General features: G+C 66.3%; 15 protein-coding genes. 11 read left to right on the forward strand and 4 right to left on the reverse strand.

The window, feature by feature from the left end; translation table 11 throughout:
* Positions 1 to 7 precede the first annotated feature (7 nt).
* Positions 8 to 961, forward strand: coding sequence for an AEC family transporter (locus MKI84_RS01895; protein ID WP_241616265.1), 954 nt, complete (start codon positions 8 to 10; stop codon positions 959 to 961).
* Positions 962 to 969: 8 nt separating this feature from the next.
* Here MKI84_RS01895 and MKI84_RS01900 read toward each other — a convergent pair whose 3' ends face one another.
* Positions 970 to 2,190, reverse strand: coding sequence for a UbiH/UbiF family hydroxylase (locus MKI84_RS01900; protein ID WP_241616266.1), 1,221 nt, complete (start codon positions 2,188 to 2,190; stop codon positions 970 to 972).
* A gap of 204 nt (positions 2,191 to 2,394) precedes the next feature.
* Here MKI84_RS01900 and MKI84_RS01905 point away from each other — a divergent pair, with 204 nt between their 5' ends.
* The 9 genes from MKI84_RS01905 (at position 2,395) to MKI84_RS01945 (ending at position 12,513) form a co-directional block, all read left to right on the forward strand.
* The gene (locus MKI84_RS01905) at positions 2,395 to 3,099 is read left to right on the forward strand and encodes a CDP-alcohol phosphatidyltransferase family protein (RefSeq protein WP_241616267.1); all 705 of its coding nucleotides are present in this window, start codon (positions 2,395 to 2,397) and stop codon (positions 3,097 to 3,099) included.
* A gap of 34 nt (positions 3,100 to 3,133) precedes the next feature.
* Positions 3,134 to 4,111 carry a quinone oxidoreductase family protein gene (locus MKI84_RS01910; protein ID WP_241616268.1) on the forward strand — a complete coding sequence of 326 codons (978 nt, stop codon included), beginning with the start codon at positions 3,134 to 3,136 and terminating at the stop codon, positions 4,109 to 4,111.
* Positions 4,112 to 4,316: 205 nt separating this feature from the next.
* Positions 4,317 to 5,885, forward strand: a complete 1,569-nt coding sequence (locus tag MKI84_RS01915; protein ID WP_241616269.1) for an ABC transporter ATP-binding protein — start codon at positions 4,317 to 4,319, stop codon at positions 5,883 to 5,885.
* A complete protein-coding gene (locus MKI84_RS01920; RefSeq protein WP_241616270.1) occupies positions 5,875 to 6,951 on the forward strand; it encodes an ABC transporter permease in 1,077 nt (358 codons plus the stop codon). The genes MKI84_RS01915 and MKI84_RS01920 overlap by 11 nt, the downstream gene beginning before the upstream one ends.
* Positions 6,944 to 7,867 carry an ABC transporter permease gene (locus MKI84_RS01925; protein ID WP_241616271.1) on the forward strand — a complete coding sequence of 308 codons (924 nt, stop codon included), beginning with the start codon at positions 6,944 to 6,946 and terminating at the stop codon, positions 7,865 to 7,867. The genes MKI84_RS01920 and MKI84_RS01925 overlap by 8 nt, the downstream gene beginning before the upstream one ends.
* 114 nt (positions 7,868 to 7,981) lie before the next feature.
* Entirely contained in the window at positions 7,982 to 9,067 is a 1,086-nt protein-coding gene (locus MKI84_RS01930) for a BMP family ABC transporter substrate-binding protein (protein WP_241616272.1), read from the forward strand.
* Positions 9,068 to 9,230: 163 nt separating this feature from the next.
* Positions 9,231 to 10,484, forward strand: coding sequence for an allantoate amidohydrolase (locus tag MKI84_RS01935; protein ID WP_241616273.1), 1,254 nt, complete (start codon positions 9,231 to 9,233; stop codon positions 10,482 to 10,484).
* Positions 10,485 to 10,501: 17 nt separating this feature from the next.
* The gene (locus MKI84_RS01940; RefSeq protein WP_241616274.1) at positions 10,502 to 11,734 is read left to right on the forward strand and encodes an ArgE/DapE family deacylase; all 1,233 of its coding nucleotides are present in this window, start codon (positions 10,502 to 10,504) and stop codon (positions 11,732 to 11,734) included.
* A gap of 65 nt (positions 11,735 to 11,799) precedes the next feature.
* The gene (locus tag MKI84_RS01945; protein WP_241616275.1) at positions 11,800 to 12,513 is read left to right on the forward strand and encodes a bestrophin-like domain; all 714 of its coding nucleotides are present in this window, start codon (positions 11,800 to 11,802) and stop codon (positions 12,511 to 12,513) included.
* An 8-nt stretch (positions 12,514 to 12,521) separates the two neighbouring features.
* Here the strand turns inward: MKI84_RS01945 and rimO are convergent, their stop codons facing one another.
* The 3 genes from rimO to MKI84_RS01960 all read right to left on the reverse strand — a co-directional run bounded on the left by rimO (position 12,522) and on the right by MKI84_RS01960 (position 15,031).
* On the reverse strand, positions 12,522 to 13,880 hold the full coding sequence (rimO, locus tag MKI84_RS01950; protein WP_241616276.1) for a 30S ribosomal protein S12 methylthiotransferase RimO: 1,359 nt from the start codon (positions 13,878 to 13,880) through the stop codon (positions 12,522 to 12,524).
* Between the two features lie 93 nt (positions 13,881 to 13,973).
* Positions 13,974 to 14,294 (reverse strand): heme-degrading protein HmuQ, encoded by a 321-nt coding sequence (gene hmuQ / locus MKI84_RS01955; RefSeq protein ID WP_241616277.1) that lies wholly within the window; start codon positions 14,292 to 14,294, stop codon positions 13,974 to 13,976.
* A gap of 167 nt (positions 14,295 to 14,461) precedes the next feature.
* Entirely contained in the window at positions 14,462 to 15,031 is a 570-nt protein-coding gene (locus MKI84_RS01960) for a hypothetical protein (protein ID WP_241616278.1), read from the reverse strand.
* A gap of 609 nt (positions 15,032 to 15,640) precedes the next feature.
* On the opposite strand from MKI84_RS01960, the gene MKI84_RS01965 reads away from it, so the two are divergent.
* Entirely contained in the window at positions 15,641 to 15,910 is a 270-nt protein-coding gene (locus tag MKI84_RS01965) for a hypothetical protein (RefSeq protein WP_241616279.1), read from the forward strand.
* Positions 15,911 to 16,049: the final 139 nt, after the last annotated feature.

Genomic DNA, 16,049 nt, shown 5'->3' on the forward strand with positions numbered 1-16,049 from the left:
CAGCATCATGGCCGAGGTTCTGGCGCTGGCGCTGCCGTTTTTTGGTGTGATCTTTCTGGGCTTGGGATGCGGCCGTTTCGTCCGCATTCCCGAGGGCGGCCTCGCATGGCTCAGCTTCTTCATCATCTATCTTGCTCTGCCGGCGCTGTTTTTCTCGCTGGTGGCGCGCACGCCGTTTTCCGAGCTGACCAATGGCAGCTTCATCGTCGCCACCACGCTCTCGACGGCCCTGTGCTTCGCGCTCTCGCTCGGCGTCGGGCTGTGGCTGCGCCGGGGCAACCTGCCTGAAGCCACGATCGGCGCCGTCGTCGGCGCCTATTCCAATGTCGGCTATATGGGGCCGGGGCTGACCCTCGGGGCCCTTGGGGCGGGCGCGTCGGTGCCGACGGCGCTGATCTTCGTGTTCGACAGCCTGTTCTTCTTCACCGCCGTGCCGCTGCTGATGGCGGTCAGCGGGCGCGACAAGCGGCGTATCAGCGAGACGCTGCTGCTGGTGGCGCGCCGGGTGCTGACGCACCCGTTCAATGTCGCGACCTTCCTCGGCGTGTTCGCGGCCTATATCGAGTTCCAGCCGCCGGCAGCGATCGACCGGATGCTGGAGTTCCTGAAGAACGCCGCGGCGCCCTGCGCGCTGTTCACGCTCGGCGTCTCGGTGGCGTTGCGGCCCATGGCGCGGATGCAGGGGGAGGTGCCGCCGCTGATCGCGATCAAGCTGGTGCTGCACCCCCTGCTGATCTGGGGCGTGCTGATGGCGGTCGGCGGCTTCGAGCCGGTGTGGGTCGCCACCGCCGTGCTGATGGCCTCGCTGCCGCCCGCGCTGAACGCCTTCATCATGGCCAAGCAGTATGAGACCTATGTGGAGGGCGCGTCGGGCGGCGTGCTGATCGGCACGATCGTCTCGGTCGTGACCGTGACCGCCATGTTGTATGCCCTGCAGCACGACATGGTCGTGCTGCGCTGAAACCTGCCTCAGACCGGCTCGCCGGCCAGAAGGCGGGGAACATTACGCGTCGGTCCCACGCCCTCGCGCATGACGCGCCGGCGCAGCGTCGGCGAGCGGCCGAGCAGCCACAACCCCATGCCGCGCAGCCCCTGCACGGGGAGGAAATCGGTGAGCAGCGAGCGGTTGAACAGGTCGACCGCGAGGCTGCGCCCTTCCACATCGGCGCGGCGGCGGGCTTCATAGCCGTCCGTCACGCCGGCCGAGCCGATATCCACGCCCGCCCGCAGCGCGTCGACCGCCAGTTCGGCCAGCGTCGCGGCGTCGCGTATACCGAGATTGAGACCTTGCGCGCCGATCGGAGGGATGATGTGCGCGGCCTCGCCCACCAGCACGATGCGCCCGCGTGAAAAACGCTCGGCGGTGCGGGAGCTCAAGGGAAAGCTGCCGCGTACCGAATCGAGCTTCATCGCCCCGAGCAGCGAGTGCGCGCGTTTCTCCATGGCCCGCGCGAACGCGGTGTCGTCGAGCGCCGCGAGCGCCTCGGCCTCCTTGGCCGAGACCACGCACACCACGCTGGAGCGGTCGCCTGGCAGCGGCACCAGCGTGAACGGGCCGGTCTCGGTGTGGAATTCGGTGGAAATGTCGCCATGCGGGCGGCCGTGCGCCAGCGTGGCGGTGACGGCGACCTGCGGATAGTCGCGGCTGCGCATGGCGATGCCGGCATCGCGCCGGCACGGCGAATTTCGCCCATCGGCCGCCGCAAGCAGGGCCGCCTCGATCGTGGAGCCGTCGTCGAGCGCGACGCTCACGCCAGCGTCATCCTGACGGACGTGATCGACCTTCGCCACGATCCGGCGGATGCCGGCTTGCGCGGCCACGGCGGAGTCGAGCGCGGCGAGCAGTGGCTCGTTCTCGAAATTCCACGCAAAGGCATCGAGTTGCAGCTCGTCGGCACGGAACGCGACTTCCGGCGCGCGCAGCAGCCGCTTTGTGCCGTCGACCAGCCGCATCACGCGCAGCGGCGAGGCATTCGGGCGCAGCGCTTCCCAGACGCCGAGCGCCTTCAGTGCCTTGACGGAGCCGTCCATCAGCGCCGTCGTGCGCGGGTCCGGCGCGCGGGGAGGGGCGATCAGCGTGACGCCGACCCCGCCAGAGGCGAGGGCAAGCGCACTCACGAGCCCGGCGGCACCACCGCCGGCCACGACAAGGTGATGAGCCGAAGGGGTCGCGGTGGTGTTCGGTGCCATCAAGGCCTCCATCCGTTACAGCGCAGGGCTATAAGCGCGGGCTGGAGTGTGGGATAAGCACGATGCCGCGGTCTGGCAATGCGGATCAATGCGGGCGCGTGCTATATGCGTGATGGCGATCAAGAACGTGCCGGCCGTGCGAACGAAGCGGCCTTCGGAGGAACACCTGTGGCGGCAACGTCCAAACCAATTGACGAGCGTCCGGTGCGCGAGCGTCCCACGCGGCAGCAGACGCTGGCCTTCGCCGTCCATCTGTTCACCGCCTCGGGCGCGGTGTTCGGCCTGCTGGCGCTGATCGCGGCGGTCGAGGGCAATTGGCCGCTGATGTTCACCTGGCTCGGCGCGGCGCTGTTCGTCGATGGCATCGATGGTTCAATCGCCCGCAAGGTGCGCGTGGTCGAGGTGCTGCCGCGCTGGTCGGGCGAGACGCTCGACCTCGTGGTGGATTATCTCACCTATGTTCTGGTGCCGGCCTTCGCGGTCGCGACCGGCGGGCTGATGCCGACCTGGATGGCGGTGCCGGCCAGCGCGGCGATCCTGCTGACCAGCGCACTCTATTTCGCCGACACCAACATGAAGACCGAAGACAAGTATTTTCAGGGCTTTCCGGCGGTCTGGAATGTCGTGGTGTTTTACTTCTTCCTCGTGCCTCTCCATCCGCTGGTAACCGCGCTGATCATCGCGGCGCTGTCGGTGGGCACCTTCCTGCCGATCAAGTTCGTCCATCCGTTCCGCGTGCTGCGGATGCGCCTTGTCACCATCGCGTTGCTGGCGCTGTGGGCGGTGCTCGCCGTGGTGGCTGTGCTGGAAGGTCTGCGCCCGGGCCTGTGGGTGACCGGCGGTCTGTGCGCGCTGGCGCTGTATTTCCTGCTGTTCGGCGTGATCGCCTCGCGTCGGCGTGCGGCCTGATCCGCTGTCTTCCCTGCAAGCGTGAGAGTGCATGATGGCGTCTGCGATACGCGTCCATGAAGTTGGCGGGCCCGAAGTCCTGAGCTACGAGCCGATCGAGGTCGGTGCTCCCGGAAAGGGCGCGGTCCGGCTCCGGCACACCGCGATCGGCCTGAACTTCATCGACACCTATTTCCGCACCGGCCTTTATCCCGCGCCGAGCGGTCTGCCGTTCATTCCCGGCAATGAGGGCGCGGGCGTGATCGAGGAAGTCGGCGAGGGCGTCACCGACTTCAGGAAGGGCGACCGCGTGGCCTATGGGGCCGCCATCGGTGCCTATTGCACCGAACGGCTGATTCCGGCGGCGGTGCTGGTGAAGCTGCCCAATGCCATCAGCGACACAACCGCGGCGGCGATGATGCTCAAGGGCATGACCGCGCGCTACCTCATCCGGCAGACCTACCCGGTGAAGGCCGGCGACGTCATCCTCGTGCACGCTGCGGCCGGCGGCGTCGGGCTGCTCCTGTGTCAGTGGGCCGCCCATATCGGCGCGACCGTGATCGGCACGGTCGGTTCGGCCGAAAAGGCCGAGCTGGCGACGGCCAATGGCGCGACCTACACCATCGACTACACCCGCGAGAACTTCGCCGATCGGGTGAAGGAGATCACCGACGGCACGCTGTGCGACGTGGTCTATGACGGGGTGGGGCAGGCGACCTATCCGGGCTCGCTGGACTGTCTCAAGCCGCGCGGCCTGTTCGTGAGCTTCGGCAACGCCTCGGGCGCGATCCAGAATTTCAGCCTGCTGGCGCTGTCGCAGAAGGGGTCGCTCTACGCGACTCGCCCGACGCTCTTCACGCATATCGCCACTCGTCCGGCATTGCTCGCGAATGCGGCAGACCTGTTCGAGGCGGTCGCCTCGGGCGCGGTCCGCATTCCGGTGAACCAGAGCTATGCTCTGAAGGACGCCGCACAGGCCCATCGCGATCTCGAAGGCCGTCAGACCACCGGCTCGACGGTGCTGCTACCCTGAGGGCGGCCGGCGTTTCTGATACGATTTTGCCCAATAGCACGCCGGGGACGGGCCAGAGTTTAGGCTTGCTCCCCTTGGCGAGCATGCGATGCTGCCATTGACCTTTCCGGTAGCTGAAGACGCATGACACCCGAGCTGCAGTTCGAGCTTACTCGCCCGTGCCTCGCCGCATGCCTTGACGGCCTCCGCTGCGATCGGAGGTGCCATGTCGGATAGCGCAGCCGGCGCCAGTGCCAAGCCTTCCGCTCTTCTGGAAGCGGTGGAGCTTACCAAGCGCTTCGGCGCGCTGGTGGCCAACGACCATGTGAGCCTCGCCATACGCGCCGGCGAAACCCATGCACTGCTTGGCGAGAACGGCGCCGGCAAGTCCACGCTGGTCAAGATGATGTGCGGGCTTCTCCAGCCCGACAGCGGCGAGTTGCTCTATGACGACGCGCCGATCATGTTTCCCGATCCCGCCACCTCCCGCGCCAAGGGCGTGGGCGTGGTGTTCCAGCATTTCGCCCTGTTCGACGCCCTGACCGTGGTCGAGAACGTGGCGCTGGGTCTTGCCGGCCACGAGCCGCTGTCCGCGCTGGCCGAGCGTATCCGCGACTGCACTGTGCGTTACGGGCTCGCGGTCGAGCCGTATCGCCGCGTCGGCGAATTGTCGGTGGGCGAGCGCCAGCGCGTGGAGATCGTGCGCTGCCTGCTCGGCGACCCGCGCGTGCTGATTCTCGACGAGCCTACCTCGGTGCTCACCCCGGACGAATCGGAGAACCTGTTCCGCACGGTCGACCTGCTTACCGATGAGGGGCGGGCGGTGCTGTTCATCTCCCACAAGCTGGACGAGGTGCGCCGGCTGTGCCACCGCGCCACCGTGCTGCGCGGCGGCAAATTCATCGCCGAGGTCGACCCGAAGGTGGAGACGTCTTCCAGCCTCGCCCGGCTGATGGTCGGCGCGGAAGTGCCGCGCACGCCCCGCGAGGTGACGCATGAGCTCGGCACGCCGCGGCTGCTGATCAAGGACCTGAACCTCGTCGGCGACGGCTCCCGCGGCTCCGCGCTGCACGATATCAACCTCGAAATCCGCGCCGGCGAGATCGTGGGCATCGCCGGGGTCGCCGGCAACGGGCAGACCGCCCTGTTCGAGGCGCTGTCCGGGGAGCGCCCTGCCTCCGACCCCGAGAGCATCGTGATCGACACCGTCCCGGCCGGTGGCCTCGGCCCGACCCAGCGCCGCGCCTTGAAGGCCGGCTTCGTGCCCGAGGAGCGGCTCGGCCATGCCGCGGCGCCGGACATGCGGCTCTCCGACAATGTGCTGCTCACCACCCATGGCGACGGTGAGATCGTGCGCGCCGGCGTGGTGCGCCATTCCGTGCTCAATGCCCGCTTCGCCGAGATCGTGAAGCGCTTCGACGTGCGCTTCGGCGGCAAGGACCCCAAGGCGCGCCGGCTCTCCGGCGGCAACCTCCAGAAATTCGTCATCGGCCGCGAGGTGCTGCGTGAGCCGGTGCTGCTGGTGGTCGACCAGCCGACCTGGGGCGTCGATGCCGCCGCCGCGGGCTTTATCCGCACCACACTGCGCCAGAAGGCGGCGGAGGGCTGCGCCATTCTCGTCATCAGCCAGGATTTGGACGAATTGCTGGAGTTCACCGACCGCATCGCGGTGATGTGCGAAGGCCATCTCACCGCGCCGGTGCCGGTGGGTGAGACCTCGCGCGAGGCGATCGGCCTGGCCATGGGCGGCTCGCAGGGTGGCGATGCCGGGACGGGAGGCGCCCATGGCCATTAGGCTGGAGCGTCAGGAGACGGTCCCCCCGCTCGGGCTGATCGCCGCGCCGCTGCTGGCGCTGCTTTTCACGCTTGTCGTTGGGGCGGTGATGTTCGTGCTGCTGGGCCACGACCCGCTGCGCGCCTTCACCATCTATTTCATCGAGCCGCTGACCGACCCCTGGACCCTGCAGGAATTGGTGGTGAAGGCCTGCCCCCTGCTGCTGATCGGCATCGGGCTCTCCTTCTGCTACCGCGCCAATCGCTGGAACATCGGCGCGGAAGGCCAATATGTGGTCGGCGCCCTGTTCGGCTCCTGGCTGGCACTCGCCACCCACGGCACCGATGCCGGCCCGTGGGTGCTGCCGGCCATGCTGGTGCTGGCCTGCATCGGCGGCGCGCTGTGGGGCCTGATCCCGGCCTTCCTGCGCGTGCGCTTCGGCTGCAGCGAAATCCTCACCAGCCTGATGCTGGTCTATGTCGCCCAGCTCGGGCTGGACTATCTGGTGCGCGGTCCGTGGAAGGACCCGGCCGGCTTCAACTTTCCCCAGAGCGTGACCTTCGATGCCGTGGCGGTGGTGCCGCTGCTGATGGAGGAGGGGCGCATGCATGCCGGCATCCTGATCGCGCTTGTCGCGGTCGCGGCCGCGACCTTCGTGCTCGGGCGGACACTGATCGGCTACTCCATCGAACTGGGCGGCTCGGCGCCCCGCGCGGCCGCCTTTGCCGGCTTCGACGAGCGGCGCGTAACCTATGGCGTGTTCGCAGTGTCCGGCGCTCTCGCGGGGCTGGCCGGCATCATCGAGGTCGCCGGTCCCATCGGCCAGATGCAGCCCTCGATCTCGCCGGGCTACGGCTTCACCGCGATCATCGCGGCGATGCTCGGGCGCCTGCACCCGGTTGGCGTGCTGGTGGCGAGCTTCGTTCTGGCGCTGACCTATATCGGCGGCGAGGCGGCGCAGATCTCCATGCGCATGCCGTTTGACGTCACCCGCGTGTTTCAGGGGACGCTGCTCATCTCGATCCTCGCGGCGGATGTTCTCGTGCGCTACCGGATCCGGCGCGTGGAAGGAGCGAGCCATGCTTGATGCCGCCATTCTCGGCGCCGTGCTCGCCAGCATCGTCGCCGCCGCCACCATCCTCCTGCTCGCCTCGCTGGGCGAACTGGTGGCCGAGCGCGCGGGCACGCTCAATCTCGGCGTCGAAGGCATGATGATCGTGGGCGCGGCGGTCGGCTACGCGACGGCCTATGGATCGGGCAGCCTCATCCTCGGCACCATCGCCGCCGTGCTGGCAGGCGCGGCGCTGTCGTTGGTGTTCGCGGGGCTGGCGATCTGGCTGGCGGCCAATCAGGTTGCCTCCGGCCTTGCCACCACGATTCTCGGGCTCGGTATCGCCGGGCTGATAGGCTCGCCCTTTGTCGGCACGCGGCTCGATGCCGCCCCGGCGCTGTACATTCCCGGTCTCTCGGACCTGCCGCTGATCGGGCGCGTGGTGTTCGGCCAGGATGCCTTCGTCTATCTCTCGCTGATCCTGCTAGGCGTCGTCGCCTATGGGCTGGCGCGCACCCGCACCGGGCTGGTGCTGCGTGCGGTGGGGGAAAGCCATGTCGCGGCACATGCGCTGGGGCATCCGGTACGCAAGATCCGCACGCTGGCGGTGATGTTCGGCGGCGCCTGCGCGGGACTGGCCGGGGCGCAGCTCTCCTTGTCCTATACCCCGTTCTGGGCCAGCGACATGACCGCCGGGCGCGGCTGGATCGCCCTGGCGCTGGTGGTGTTCTCGGCGTGGAAGCCGATGTGGCTGCTGGCGGGCGCCTATCTGTTCGGCGCGGTCTCGATCTTGCAGCTTCACGTGCAGGGATTCGGCCTCGGCATTCCCTCGCAGTTGCTTTCCGCGCTCCCTTATCTGGCGACAGTGGGGGCGCTGGTAGTGATATCGGCGCTGAAGCGCGGGCAGGGCGCGCCCGCCTCGCTCGGCGTGCCCTTCGTGCCCGACCGCTGAGACGCGGCACGGGCCTTTCATCCGGCCGCCGGCGCGCGGCCCCCGCTCCCGCGGCTGCGGCCCCGCGGGGCGGTCGACAGACAAGGCCGGCGTTGGATTGGAGCGGAGACGTTCATGCGGAAGATTCTCTCACTCGCGGCGGCACTCGCGGCGGGGTTGGTCCTTGCCGGCGGCGTCGGGACACAGGCGCAGGCGCAGGAGAAGCTGAAGGTCGGCTTCGTCTATATCGGCCCGGTCGGCGATTTCGGCTGGACCTACCAGCACGATCAGGGCCGCAAGGCCATCGAGAAGGAGTTCGGCGACAAGGTGGAGACCACCTATGTCGAGAACGTGCCGGAGGGTCCGGATGCGGAGCGCGTGATCGAGCAACTCGCCCGTGCTGGCAACAAGCTGATCTTCACCACCTCGTTCGGCTACATGGAGCCGACGCTGAAGGTCGCCAAGCGCCACCCCAAGGTGATGTTCGAGCACGCCACCGGCTATAAGCGCGACAAGAACGTCTCGACCTATAATTCGAAGTTCCACGAAGGCCGCTACATTCTCGGCCAGATCGCCGCCAAGACCTCCAAGACCGGCACGATCGGCTACATTGCTTCGTTCCCGATTCCCGAAGTCATCTCCGGCATCAATTCGCTGATGCTCGGTGCGCAGTCGGTGAACCCGGACGCCAAGGTCAAGATCGTGTGGGTGAACTCCTGGTTCGACCCCGCCAAGGAAGCCGACGCGGCCAAGGCGCTGATCGACCAGGGCGCCGACGTGATCTCGCAGCACACCGACAGCCCGGCCGCCATGCAGGCCGCCGAAGCGCGCGGCGTCAAGGCATTCGGCCAGGCCTCCGACATGATCGCCTTCGGTCCCAAGGCGCAGCTCACCTCGATCGTCGACAACTGGTCGCCCTACTACATCAAGCGCGTCAAGGACGTGCTCGACGGCACATGGACCTCCACGGACACCTGGGCCGGCATGGGTGACGGCGAGGTCGTGATGGCGCCCTACACCAACATGCCCGACGATGTGAAGGCGATGGCCGAGGCCACCGAAGCCAAGATCAAGTCGGGCGAACTGAACCCGTTCAAGGGTCCGATCTACAACCAGGACGGCAAGCTGGTGGTGAAGGAGGGCGAGGTTCTTCCCAACGGCGATATCCTGTCCATGAACTGGTATGTGAAGGGCATCGACGACAAGGTGCCGGGCAAGTAGCCCGCCTCGTCTTCTCCGCCGCGCGTGACCAGCGGCGCCGGTAGCCTTTCGATGGAGGCCCGGCGCCGTTGCCAAATTCCGGCCCATATGCGATTTCGCGGGTCGGGGCCGGCGCAAGCGCGGCCGTCGGCACAGCCGCGACCGGGGGCGCAGCGACCAGATCATGACCACACCATCGGATTTCGCCGCGCTGGGAGCCCGCGCGGCGGCGATGATCGAAGAACTCGGCGCGCTCTCGCAGACGCCCGAACATCTCACGCGGTTCTTCCTCACCCCTGAACATCGCCGCGCCGCCGATCTCGTCGCGCGCTGGATGCGTGAGGCGGGGCTTGAGGTTTCCGAGGATGCACTGGGCACGGTACGGGGGCATTGGGGTCCCGTCGACGCGCCGCGCCTGCTGATCGGCTCGCATATCGACACCGTGGCCAATGCGGGCAAGTACGATGGCTGCATGGGGGTCGTCGCCGGCATTCTGGCGCTGGACGCGATCAACCGCGCCGGGCTGACCCGGCCCTACGGTATCGACATCCTCGCCTTTGGCGACGAGGAAGGAACGCGCTTTCCCACCACGCTCTCTTCCTCCGCGGCGGTGGCCGGCTATTTCTCGCCCGCGAATCTGGAACTGCGCGACGCCGACGGCATCAGCCTGCGCGAGGCGATGGTCGCCTATGGCAAAAACCCCGATGACATTCCCGCTGCCGCTTATGATCCGAACCGGGTGATCGCCTATATCGAGGCGCATATCGAGCAAGGGCCGGTGCTTGAAGCCGAGGGCGAGCCATTGGGCGTGGTTTCCGCCATTGCCGGGGCCTCGCGGCTCTCGGTGACGGTGACCGGCGAGGCCGGCCATGCCGGCACCGTGCCGATGCGCATGCGCCACGACGCGCTGCTCGGCGCCGCCGAGATGGCGCTGGCCGTCGAGCGCATCGCCAAAGCTGACGCGCATGGCATGGTCGCCACCGTAGGGCGCGTCCATGTCGAGCCGGGTTCGATCAACGTCATTCCCTCGCGCGTGGTGTTTACCGTCGACCTGCGTTCCGGTTCGGATATTTCTCGCCGCGAGGCGCTGACGCGTTTTGAGCGGGAGGCACATCGCATCGCCGACCTGCGTGGACTCGGTGTGGTGATTTCCGCGTTCCACGAGGTCGCGACCGTGCCATGCTATCGCGATCTGCAACTGCGCCTGCGCAACGCGGTTGCCGATCTCGGTCATCGCGCCGTCACCATGCCGTCCGGCGCCGGCCATGACGGGCAGGCCATGTCGCGGCTGTGCCCGATCGGCATGCTGTTCGTGCGGTGCAAGGGCGGCATCAGTCACAACCCGGCGGAATATGCCTCGCCGGAAGATATGGGGCTCGCGGTTGCCGCGCTGGTTCGCTTCATCGAGCGTTTCCAGCTCCCGCAACTTGCCGCCTGAACAATCGGAGTAGGAATGTGAGCACGGATTCGAGCAGCACCGACGGGAACCCGGACAGTTTCGGGCTGGAGGTGGAATTCCTGAAGGCGCTGGTGCGGGTGCCGAGCGACAATCCGCCGGGCGACTGCGCGCCGCATGCCGAGGTGGCCGCCGGGCTGCTGGAGGAACTCGGCTTCACGGTCGAGCGCCACGCGGTACCCGAGCCCTTCGTGAAGACCTACGGCATGCGCTCCGTGATCAATCTCGTGGTGCGCCAGAGCTTCGGCACCGGCAAGGGCCCGACCATTGCACTGAACGCTCATGGCGACGTGGTGCCGCCGGGCGAGGGCTGGACTTTCGATCCCTATGGCGCCGAGGAAAAGGGCGGGGCGATCTACGGGCGCGGCGCCGCGGTGTCGAAATCCGATTTCGCGACCTATACTTTCGCGCTGCTGGCGCTGAAGGAAAAGCCCGAGGGCCTCGATGGCACGGTCGAGCTGCATTTCACCTATGACGAGGAGGCTGGCGGCTTCCTCGGGCCGAAATGGCTGCTGGAGCATGAGCTTTCCAAGCCGGATTACGCCATCTCGGCCGGCTTCTCCTATGCCGTGGTGGTGGCGCATAACGGCGCGCTGCACCTTGAAATCCTGGTGCGCGGCAAGCAGGCTCACGCCGCGCTGCCCGAAACCGGCCACGACGCGCTAGAGGCCGCGACCGGCATCCTGAACGCAATTTATGAAGAGCGCGCGCGGCTCTACGGGATCACCAGCGAGACGCCCGGCATCGGCTCGCCCAAGATCACGGTCGGCCTGATTTCCGGCGGCATCAACACCAATGTGGTGCCGGACCGCATCGTGATGCGTGTCGATCGTCGCCTCACCCCGGAGGAGGACGGCCTGCAGGTCGAGGCCGAGCTCACAGCGCTGATCGAGAAGGCGGTTGCGGGCAAGCCGGGCATCGATATCGAATGCAGGCGCATCATCCTCGCCGAGCCGCTGCGCACGCTGGCCGGCACCGATAAGCTGGTGGAGACGATCCAGAAGCATGCCGCCTCCGTGCTCGGCGAAGTGCCGCCGGCGACCGCCGTGCCGCTCTATACCGATGCGCGCCACTACACCGCCGCGGGCATTCCCACGGTGCTCTACGGCGCCGGCCCGCGTTCGATCCTGGAGGCGAACGCGCACGCCGCCGACGAGCATGTGCGCATCTCTGACCTCGGCAAGGCGACGCGCATCATCGAGGCGACGCTGCGCGATCTGCTTGCCGGCTAGGCACGGAGGACGAAGCGATCAACTGGGGTCGTCTGATCGTTGACCATTATTGGGGCGTCGTCTCGGTGGCAGTGGCACTTCCGCTGCTGAGCGGGGCGGCGCTCGGCTGGCTGGCCATGCGCCCGGCCGTCGTCCGTTCCTTCCGGCCGGGCGATCTGGCGACCTCGCATCTCGGTGCGTTGACGGTGCCGTTCGCGCTCTTCCTGGCGTTCATGGTGGGCGACATCTGGCAACGCGGCAACCAGTTCGCGGAAACGCTGCTGCACGAGGTCCAGCGCATCGAGGCGATGCGGGATCTTCTCTGGCTGTGCGGGGCCGAATGCGTGCCGGTTACCGATGCGCTGCGCTCCTATGCCCGCGCGCTGGCCCAGCATGAATGGCAAGCCGGGTGGACCGAGCCCCATTTGGCAGTCTCGACGCTGTTCGACACTCTCTCCGCACGGCTCGCCGCGCTGAAGGACAGCGCGGTCATCTCCGACCAGCTCCGCAATGCGCTGGTTGTCGGGCAGGGCGAGCTGCGCCGGTTGCGTACCGACCGCTACTTCATTCTGCACGCCGAACTTGCGCCCTATCGCTGGACGGTGGTGTTCGTGCTCGGCGTCCTGTCGCAGGTCGGCATCGCCGCGCTCCATGTCGGGCGGCGGCCGCAACTCATCGTCGGGCTCGCGACCTTCTCGCTGGCCTTCGCCGTGACGCTGTCCTACACGGTCTCGCTCGCCTGGCCGACCGTTGATACCGGGATCATTCCGGCCCAGGAGCTACGACGGATTCTCGACTGAAGTGGCCCTCAGAACCCGACGGCGGTGCCGTGCAGGTCGTAGGCGTCGGCGCGCTCGATCTTCACCGTGGTGATCTCACCGACCCGGAGCGGGCGGCGCGAGGCGACGTGGACAACGCCGTCGATTTCCGGTGCGTCCGCCTTGGAGCGGCCGATGGCGACGGTGGGGCCGACGGAATCGATGATCACCTGCTGGCGGGTGCCGACCTTGCGCTTCAGGCGCCGGGCGGAAACCTTCTGCTGGGTGGCCATGAAGCGATCCCAGCGCTCCTGCTTCACCTCGTCCGGCACCGCCTCGCCCAGCGCATTGGCCGGGGCGCCCTGAACCGGCTCATATTTGAAGCATCCGACCCGATCGAGTTCGGCCTCCTCAAGGAAGTCCAGCAACTCCTGGAACTCCGCCTCGGTCTCGCCGGGAAAGCCGACGATGAAGGTCGAGCGCAGGGTGAGGTCGGGGCAGGCGGCGCGCCAGGCCTGCACGCGGGCCAGCGTCTTTTCCTGCGCCGCCGGGCGCTTCATGCGCCTGAGCACGGTGGGAGACGCGTGCTGGAACGGAATGTCGAGATAGGGAAGGATTACGCCCTCGGCCATGAGCGCGATCACCTCGTCGACATGGGGGTAGGGGTAGACATAGTGCATGCGCACCCACGCCCCCAGCGAGCCGAGTTCGCGGGAGAGATCGAGGAAGCGGGCGCGGACCTGCCGATCCTTCCACGTAGTTTCGGCATATTTCAGGTCCACGCCATAGGCCGAGGTGTCCTGCGAGATCACCAGCAGCTCCTTCACGCCGGCCGCGACCAGCTTTTCGGCCTCGCGCAGCACGTCGCCCGCCGGACGGCTGACCAGGTCGCCACGCAGCTTCGGGATGATGCAGAACGTGCAACGATTGTTGCAACCTTCTGAAATCTTTAGATAAGCGTAGTGTCGCGGGGTGAGCTTCACGCCCTGCGGCGGCACGAGATCGATGAACGGATCGTGTTGCGGCGGCACGGCCGAGTGCACCGCTTCCAGCACGCTTTCATATTGCTGCGGGCCGGTGATGGCGAGCACGCCGGGATGCACGCCGCGAATCTGCTCGGGCTCGGCGCCCATGCAGCCGGTGACGATGACCTTGCCATTCTCCTTCAACGCGTCGCCGATCGCGGCGAGGCTCTCCGCCTTGGCGCTGTCGAGGAAGCCGCAGGTGTTGACGATGACGAGATCCGCGCCCTCATGCTTGCGCGAGAGTTCATAGCCTTCCGCGCGCAGCCGGGTGACGATGCGTTCGGAATCGACGAGCGCCTTGGGGCAGCCCAGCGACACGAAGGAAATGCGCGGAGCCTCGCCACGCCCGGTATCCAAGGCGTCGAGGGAAACGAGGTCGGCCATGATGGAACGGATCCAGACAACAAATGGATCGCGAGCCGTTAAGCCACGCGCCAGCCGTCGTCAACACCCCGTCGTCATGCGATCCCGCCGGTCCTACGCCGCCGGGGCGTGTTCCAGCACCGAATCGAACAGCTCCAGCTCGGGGTGGCCGATATAGAGCGGCTTGTTGCTGCCGGCGGTGCGGTGGGCGGCGCGGAACGCCTCCGAGCGCGTCCATGCCTCGAAATCGGCGCGGCTGGCCCAGATCGTGTGCGAGGCGTACAGCGTATGGTCCTCGCGCGCCGGGCCGCGCAGCAGCTCGAACTGCTTGAAGCCGGGAACGGTGGCGAGATAGCTGTCGCGTGACCGCCAGACCTGCTCGAACGCGGCTTCCGAGCCCTTGTGCACCTTGAAACGATTCATCGCGATGAACATGCCGGGCCTCCTCAGCTGTGGCCGGACCGCGCTGCGCTCCCGGCTGGCGGGAGAAACTAGCCGCGTGCGGCGCGCGCCGGAAGGGGGCCAGCAAGCTTCGGAGCGTTTCAAAAAAGAAGGGCGGCTTGCGCCGCCCGGGATTATCCAAGGAGAGACACCGGGTCAGATCATTTCAGCTTGTCGACATCGATGCCGAAGGTCACGGCGCCGATCGCCTTGCCATTGTCCACGATGGTGACGCTGGCCTGAGAAATCTTCTTGCCACCGTCTTCCTCGACCTTGTCGATGAAGATGGCATCGGGGCCGGCGCCGTAGGTCTTCTGCCACTTGGCTTCGTCGGCCTGCCACATGTCGGAGGTGCCATCGGTCTGGCCGACATTGAGGCCACGGTCATCCATCACGAAAATCTCGGTGATAACGCCGCCGGAAGCTTCCTTCTTCTTGGTCAGGAACTCGGCGAGTTTGTTCTTCATGGTGGAGTCGCGCAGCGCCTGGTCCTTGGCCTTCCACTTGGCGTCGAGCTCGTCGATGTCGGACTGCATGAGGCGGGCGTGGGCCTTGTTGGACTCGGTAACAGCGGTAATCACCACGGTATCGGCCAGCCAGGGCTGGATGCTCTTCTTCACATAAGCGGTCGTCGCCGGAGCATGTGCCATCTCATCCTGCGCGAAAACCGGCGCGGCGCCGAGCACGCTAGCGGCCGCGACCAGCGCGGCGATCGTCAAACGGGTGGTCATAAGTTTCCTCCTTGCGGACGGTCTTTCTGCCGTCCAATCGCAGAGTAACATAAGTCATGCATAGACTCGCAAGGGGGTATTATTGTTGCACAGCATCATAATCAAGTATTCATGGTTCGCATTTGCGATATAGTCAGAATATTCGTTTGGCATCTGGTATGCCAGGTGCGCTTCATGCGTATGGTCCTGAAAGAAATTCGCCCCGGAGACTGAAAATTCCGTTTGGCCAGAAGTCTCATCGTCTGGTGGTCCGATTTGATGTGTCGCCGGTCGTCCGGGTTGGCTCAAAATCATGGTGTCGGTGCCATGATGCGATCGCTGTCGCTCTGGAATGCCAAATTCCATGTACGATGTACCATATTATTCGTCGGTAACTCGGTGTCGATCGCCTGAAGAAATCGGCAAGAAAGACGGAAAATCACGCGGCTGTGCCTGTCCGTGTCGGGTTCGTCCCCTATTGTTCTTGGGATTGAGTCCGCATTGGCGCGATACGGTCATCTGATCGCCGTGATCGGACCGTATCCTTTACGTCAACATGGTAGACCTATTGACCCGGGCACTATCGTGACATGGACAAGAACGGGTCAGCACAAAGGGAGGATTCAAACGATGTTGAGTAGCTCCGCCGACTTTCAGCCGACGCCGATTCACCTGACGATCGGCCACGAACATATCGACATCGAATCGCTGGATGAGGCGATCGATTTCCTGCGTTCCCTGCGCCATGACCGCCTTGGCGGTTTCGCGGAGATGCTGCTGTTGCAGATGGAGGCGGCGAAGGCGCCGCATCAGAAGAGCGAGGCCTGGACCGCGTTCCGTACCTGGTCGACCGCGTGTGGGCTGCATGGAGGCAAGGGACCGCTCTCCCGCGCAGCCTGACCTTTCTGGTGTCACAGCACCCGCGCCGTCGTCCGTCCGGGGCGACGGCGTTTTCATGTGACGTAGCCTTGAAACCGAAATCCGCTGTTCGCTACCGCAAAAATGCCATTGGCCGGGCGTTTGTACATCGGCTATGTCT

The sequence above is a fragment of the Ancylobacter gelatini genome, assembly GCF_022601675.1.
Lineage (GTDB): Bacteria > Pseudomonadota > Alphaproteobacteria > Rhizobiales > Xanthobacteraceae > Ancylobacter > Ancylobacter gelatini.